7 protein-coding genes are annotated in these 6,000 nt (G+C 57.1%); 1 reads left to right on the top strand and 6 read right to left on the bottom strand.

The annotated features are described in order from the left end of the window. Positions 1-64: 64 nt before the first annotated feature. The 6 genes from Q0277_RS04055 to Q0277_RS04080 form a co-directional block, all read right to left on the bottom strand. Positions 65-1,237: a HAMP domain-containing sensor histidine kinase gene (locus Q0277_RS04055; RefSeq protein WP_297995869.1), complete on the bottom strand. Its 1,173-nt coding sequence runs from the start codon at positions 1,235-1,237 to the stop codon at positions 65-67. Beyond that, positions 1,230-1,892 (bottom strand): response regulator transcription factor, encoded by a 663-nt coding sequence (locus tag Q0277_RS04060; protein ID WP_297879887.1) that lies wholly within the window; start codon positions 1,890-1,892, stop codon positions 1,230-1,232. Before Q0277_RS04060 ends, Q0277_RS04055 begins: the two co-directional genes overlap by 8 nt. After that, positions 1,892-2,125, bottom strand: coding sequence for a hypothetical protein (locus Q0277_RS04065; RefSeq protein ID WP_005870662.1), 234 nt, complete (start codon positions 2,123-2,125; stop codon positions 1,892-1,894). Before Q0277_RS04065 ends, Q0277_RS04060 begins: the two co-directional genes overlap by 1 nt. A 434-nt stretch (positions 2,126-2,559) precedes the next feature. After that, positions 2,560-3,048, bottom strand: coding sequence for a DUF4921 family protein (locus tag Q0277_RS04070; RefSeq protein ID WP_297995871.1), 489 nt, complete (start codon positions 3,046-3,048; stop codon positions 2,560-2,562). Between the two features lie 159 nt (positions 3,049-3,207). Then, the gene (locus Q0277_RS04075; RefSeq protein ID WP_297995873.1) at positions 3,208-4,008 is read right to left on the bottom strand and encodes a DUF3039 domain-containing protein; all 801 of its coding nucleotides are present in this window, start codon (positions 4,006-4,008) and stop codon (positions 3,208-3,210) included. Between the two features lie 55 nt (positions 4,009-4,063). Further along, positions 4,064-4,471: a helix-turn-helix domain-containing protein gene (locus Q0277_RS04080; RefSeq protein WP_273183824.1), complete on the bottom strand. Its 408-nt coding sequence runs from the start codon at positions 4,469-4,471 to the stop codon at positions 4,064-4,066. 1,091 nt (positions 4,472-5,562) lie between these two features. Between Q0277_RS04080 and Q0277_RS04085 the strand changes: the two genes are divergently transcribed. Further along, the coding region (locus Q0277_RS04085) for a TROVE domain-containing protein (RefSeq protein ID WP_297995877.1) at positions 5,563-6,000 on the top strand (438 nt) is incomplete at its 3' end.

Here is a 6,000-nt window from a genome sequence, read left to right on the forward strand (position 1 = left end):
ACGATTAAATTTAAACCGCAGGCGGTCGCTTTTAAATTTTAAAATTTTACTAAATTTTGAAATTTTATTCGCGCCACGTAAGGCAAAAGGTCGTTATCTCGCCCGGCACGCTGTCGTAGGAGATAGAAAAGGAGTATTTTTTACAGACCTCGCTTACGATGCTAAGCCCGATGCCAAATCCACCCTCGCTTGAGTTAAAGCGCGCAAAGCGCCTGAAAATTTCATTGCCCCTTTTCCTATCGATCCCCTCGCCGCTGTTTGAGATCGCCAGCTCGCCGCGCCTTAGCCGTACATCCACGTAGCCGCCTGCGTTTGCGTATTTTACGGCGTTACTTAGCAGATTGTCGATCAGGCGCGAAATTTCATAGACGTTTGCGTTCATGCTCGCATCCGAAAGATCGGTTTTAAGGCTTAGTCTGCGTTTTTGGATAAACGGCGCGAAGTATTCGCAGCGCGAAGCGACGAGGCTCTTTAGATCGATCGAGCTAATCTCGCCCTCCTTATTCATACCGAAGGTTAAAAACACGAGATCCTCGTAGATGCGCGAAAGCGTCTTGGCGGCAAGATCGATATTAGCAACGCGCTTGGCGTTGTATTCTCCAAGCTCTGCGTGCCGCATTGTCTCAACGCTCATCGAGATGATGCTAAGCGGAGTGTTGATCTCGTGGGTACTATCCTTGATGAAGCGATTTAGCGTGTCGATCTTATCGTAAAGCGGCTTTGTGCCTAGCCGCACCAGATAAAACGCCACGGCTAATATCACACCCAAAAGCGCTATCATCATCGCTGCGGTTTTGATACGAAGCGTTAAAATTTCGCCCTGCACGCTACTTCCAAGCAGAATGATTTTAGCCTTGGAAAAGGCGTTTCGCTCCTCCATATTTTGCAGATTCTCATAAATTCCTAGCCTTCCGCCACTTATAAATTCCGCCTTTAGCTTCGCTTTATCAAGTGCTCCGAGCTCACCGCCGCAGCCGTAAATTTCATCAGAGTTTGGCTTAAATATACACGCACTCACGCCCTTTTCGCGCTCAAAGTCCGCTAGCGATTCCAGCCCGTCCATGCTTGCTTTCATATAGATCATCATTTTGATCTCTTTTAGCTCTTTTATCCTGTGCGAAAGTAGCGCGGCTTCGTTCATCCTGTAATTTATCTTGAAAAAATATCCCAAAAACAACGCACTTGAAATGAGATACAAAGATAAAATTTTAAGCGTTAAAGCGGTCTTTTCAGACATACAGATACCCTGCGTTACGGCGATTTATGATGTGCTCTTCGCCTAGGACGCGGCGTAGATTTTTGATATAAGTTCGCAGCGCTTCCTCGCTCGGAGTTTCGTCAAAAGCGTAGATCGCGGAGAAAATTTCATCCTTGCTCAAAAGCCTATTTTTATTTTGCAAAAAAAGCGCCAGCAGCTCGCGTTCTTTGTTTGAAAGCGCGACGGGCACGCCCGATCTGCGTAGCTCTTTGCTTGCAAAATAAAATTTAAACTCGTCGTCAATAGTTACAAAATCATCAAAATTATGGCTGAAGTTTCGCTTTATGAGCGAATTAACGCGCAGCAGCAGCTCTTTTAGTTCATACGGTTTTTTGAGATAGTCGTCGCAGCCGCTTTTAAAACCGACCTCAAGATCATCGAGCGTATTTAGCGACGTGGCAAATATCGCGGGGGTGCGATCGCCGCTCTTGCGCAGCTCTTTTAAAAGTGAGAATCCGTCACCTTTGGGGATTTTTACGTCAAAGATAAAAAGATCGAATTTTTGCTCATAAGCAAGATCCGCGGCGCTTTGAGCGTCGCTGCAAACGCATACGTCAAAGCCCGCGTCTTTTAGATATTCGCCGATGAGATCGCAAAGCGTCTCATCGTCCTCTACGAGTAAAATTTTACTCACTACATCTCTTTTTTCATCTCTTTTTTCATTTCGCCTTTCATCTCATCCTTCATATGTTTACCCTCTTTCATAGCATCCTTGTGCATATCCTTCATATCGCCTTTCATCTCTTTCGCACTATTATGCATTGATGTATTGGCGTCCTTCATCTCATCTTTCATGCCCATGTCGGCAGCTACGGCAAAAGTGCCAGCAAATAGCGCACTAAGCGCAAACAAAGTAAGTTTTTTCATTACGTACTCCTTAAAAAAAATTAGCGGAATTATACTTCCGTAAAAGTGAAGTATGTGTGAAATTCCGAAAAAATTCAAATTTAAATTTAAACGCCTGTAATTTCAAACGCGGCGCGGCTTAAATGCGCTCGGTCGCCAGTGATCCCTGAAATTTAGACCATCTCGCTATGGCTAGTCGAATTCTAAACGCGAATCAAAGCTAGCCAGAGCGCACGCCAACAGTGCATCGCCGAGCTTACTTTACCGCGGCGAGATAAAAATTTAAACCGCCAGTGAAACTAATTAAAAAATTTATAATGCCACGACGCGCACGTCAAATCAAAAACGCCGAGCCAGCCTTTGAGTTCGCGACCTCGCCCGAGCTTTTAAATTCGCCATGCCGCGTAAGCTCTTAAATTTAGTGCGGCGCAAGCGCACAAGGCGCGAAATCGCACCTAGATCGCGGCGCAGCCTTTGATCTCATCCTGCGATACGATCTCGTAGATTACGCCCGCGTTTTTGATAAACTCCTCCACGCGCGCGACGTGAGCGGCGCCGGCCGGATCGGCGAGGTAGGCCTCCATGCGCTCGCGGGCGGCGTCGGGGATCTCGTAGCCGTGGTTGGCGTGCCAGTAGTCGAAGGAGAGGATCTCGAAGAGGTTGGGGATGCGGCGGAACTCGGCGACGGTGTCGAACAGCTCGGAGGCGGACACGGCGTCGATCCTCTCGAAGCCGCCCGACTCCGTGGCCACCACCCGGCTCTTCTCCGGCGGCGTCTCGGTGTAGTGGGCCGGGCAGAAGGCGCAGGCGCGGGTGCGCTCGGCGGGGGTCAGCGGGTGGACTTCGGCGACCGGGTGGGAGATCGGCCGGTTGCCGCGGCCCGGCACCGTCCACACCTCCGTACCGGTGAAGGGGCTGATCTGCTTGATGGTCCCGTCGGCCATGCGAGTCAGTGGCTCGGGGCCCGGAGAGTAGGGCATGAGCATGAGCCCATTATGTCGTGGACGACGTCGGCGTGCGCGGCGGTTCGCGGTTGTCCTGCTCCGCAGTCGCTTTCCGGCTGCTCGACGACGGTGCGGTGGTCGGACAGTGCTGTTCCGAGACTAGAACGCCGATAGGCGCGCGTAGCGTCGGGAGCATTCCTCACAGTAGGGCAGATCGGTGGGATCCGTACGGGGTACGAAGAACACGCCGCAGAGTGCCCGGACTGCCGTTCCCTGAACAGCGGCGTCACCGATGTGGAGTCTGTGGGCCCGGTGCGCTACCTCTCCGGGGACTGATTCCAGAAGTTGGCTGTTCTTCACGGCTTCCTGGAGTCGCGCGACCTGGCGGTTGCCGTGCCCGGGCGCCTCCATCGCAGAATAGATGCCGCCTGCAACGTCCCAGTCCTGCTGTGGCGGAGCGATGCTGGTGAGCAGCCGCCGTTCCAGAAGGTAGGCGAGTTGTGATCCCCGCTGAGTGTGATCGATGAACGAGAGAACGAACTCCTCAATGTCGTCATCAGCCGAGAACTCAAGATCAACAGTGGTCAGTGGCGCTGGCTCCGTCGGGTGAGGGACGGCCAGGCGAGAATGTCCGTCGCGCATGGCCTGCTCCAGCAGTCTTCTTGCCAGCTCCTGCACCAGCCGTTCCCAGTCGGTGAGGATCTTGGCAACGGTTTCGCGCCTGAGGAACCGGAGGTCGCGTGAGCATGCAATGGTGCGATTAGCGGCAGGGGCGTCCGAGGTGGTCGTGTTCAGAAGATCGCGGCACTTGTCGAGAATCGGATGAGAAAGATGGGAGAGCGGCTGTACAGCGTCCCATCGCTCGTCGGTGATGGCTCGCCTCTCGTGCGGGTCCTCCCACCCCTGCGTGAGCTCCGCAAGGAGTCTCAGAGTGGGACGGGCGGTCGGGTCGTGCTGCACACCTGCATTGTGCAGTACGACCCAACCGCGAAGCGGTGCTCGCAGAGAATGCGGGTCAAATCTGCTCGACGAGTTCGTCGATTGCGCCGCGCTGGATGGCCTCGGGGTTGCTGAAGCGCTCGGCGAGAGCGCGGCGCTCCTCCTGGCGGCGACGCTCGAAGGCGACGATATCGCGTCCGGTGATGCGACGATCCCGACCGACGCGGTGGGACGGGATATCCCCGGAGTCGAGCAGCTTGTACAGGTGAGTACGGCTCATCCGCAGCTGTTTAGCCACCTGGGCGGGTGTGTAATCGGCGTCGACGTCGAGCAGGGCGACGGTGCAGCCGGACGCGAGCGAGTCGGACAGGGCGAGGAGAAGATTACGCAGTGCGCCCTCGCCGAGGTCGCTGGCAAACCTGGTGAGTGAGGCGCGCGTCTGAGGATCAACGTTGGATGGTGCTACTTCAAGTAGGTCAGTCATGGTGGTCTCTCTGTCACATCTGACGCAGATGTCATAGATGACACTACGTTTCGAGGTGGCGTATGTCCACCTGTGTCACCCTCGAAGGGTGAGAGGTGAGGTTCAGGCTCAGTGGTCGCTCGATAACGTTGCGGCTCCGCGGATTCCTGTGCGAGTGCGGGTTCGGGTGGCGGATCCTGGTCTTCGTGGTGGGTGCGGCTTATCGACACGTTATAGACACGGCCTGGGGCTTTGGCGCATAATTCTCGCGAGCCTCCTGATTGCCTCCAGGCGGCTCCCAAGGTTTCAAGAAACCGAGGGTCCTGACGAGGCAGTCGGAACCCCGACGTCGGTTGTGGTCGTGCGAACGACTCACACCGCGTCGGGGTTCTGGTTTGTGTGGGGGCCTCCATCTCAGTAGCCGTCTCCCGGGTGCGCGCGGCCGGCTGCTGCCCGGCCGCCCGGCGACTCGGAGTGTCTTGACCCGATTGCGTCGGCGTCTCTATGCTCCCTTGTCGCCCGGGCGGGCCGAGGATGATCGGTTATCGTCTGTTAAACGGACCAGCAGGTTCGGGGTTCGAGTCCCCGCCGACATGGCGTCGATAGCTCAATGGCAGAGCGGCTGGCATCCGGTCATCACCACCATGACCGTCCGGGCTCCTCTTCTTCTCTCGTGCGCACCAGGGTGGAGTGCGCTCATGACGTTCTCGCTCCTCATGCATCGAACTGCTTGCGCTGCAGCTGTGTAGGGGTCTACACACTTGCTCGTCGGCGCAGCCGGCACCTGCACGGATGCCGTGGGCGGGCCGGAGGCTCTTCGGTTATTGACATGGCACACGGGTTCGATTCCCGATCCTCTTCGGAGGTTCCGGAGGGCCACTCACATGCCCGCTCCCGGCGTCCGCGCGGGTACTCGGGGTGGCCAGGCCGCGCGGCCCGGCCACCCCGAGTGGGCCGGAGTCCGTCGGTTATCACGCGCGAACGGCATGACTGACACCGTGCCGTCCGGCGGGCGCGCCTGACCGGTACTGATCGGTCCTGACCGGTTACCGGTCGGCTCATGCCCGCCGACTGCGCCACCCGAATCAACGAGTCGTCCGGAAGGGGAGGACATGGACACTCTGAGCGCCATCAGCACCCGGCTCACGCCGCAGAGCCGACGGGCCGCCGCCGACCAGTCGCCCAACTCCGCCGGCGGCTACACCTTCACCCTCGACGACGCCGCACGCCTGCGCCGATTCCTCATCCTGGGGGTGGACGGCGGTACCTACTACACGAGCGCCCAGGACCTGGCCATCGACAACCTCGAGGTCCTCGAGCGGATGGCCGCCGAGGCCCCGCGCACCCTCGTGGACACGATCGTCGAGGTCTCGACCAGCGGGGCGGCGCCGCGGCAGAACCCGGCCCTATTCGCCCTGGCCTACGCCACTTCGGTGCCGCAGGCCCGCGAGGATGCCCTCGCCGCACTGCCGAGGGTCGTCCGCACCGGGTCCCACCTGTTCACCTTCGCCGGCCACGTCGAGCAGTTCCGCGGATGGGGGCGCGGTCTG

Source organism: uncultured Campylobacter sp. (assembly GCF_938030815.1).
GTDB lineage: Bacteria > Campylobacterota > Campylobacteria > Campylobacterales > Campylobacteraceae > Campylobacter_B.

Bases quoted from the DNA above. Each gene is read 5' to 3' on its own strand.
- Q0277_RS04055 (WP_297995869.1), bottom strand. From the start codon at position 1,237: ATGTCTGAAAAGACCGCTTTAACGCTTAAAATTTTATCTTTGTATCTC.
- Q0277_RS04065 (WP_005870662.1), bottom strand. From the start codon at position 2,125: ATGAAAAAACTTACTTTGTTTGCGCTTAGTGCGCTATTTGCTGGCACT.
- Q0277_RS04070 (WP_297995871.1), bottom strand. From the start codon at position 3,048: ATGGCCGACGGGACCATCAAGCAGATCAGCCCCTTCACCGGTACGGAG.
- Q0277_RS04080 (WP_273183824.1), bottom strand. From the start codon at position 4,471: ATGACTGACCTACTTGAAGTAGCACCATCCAACGTTGATCCTCAGACG.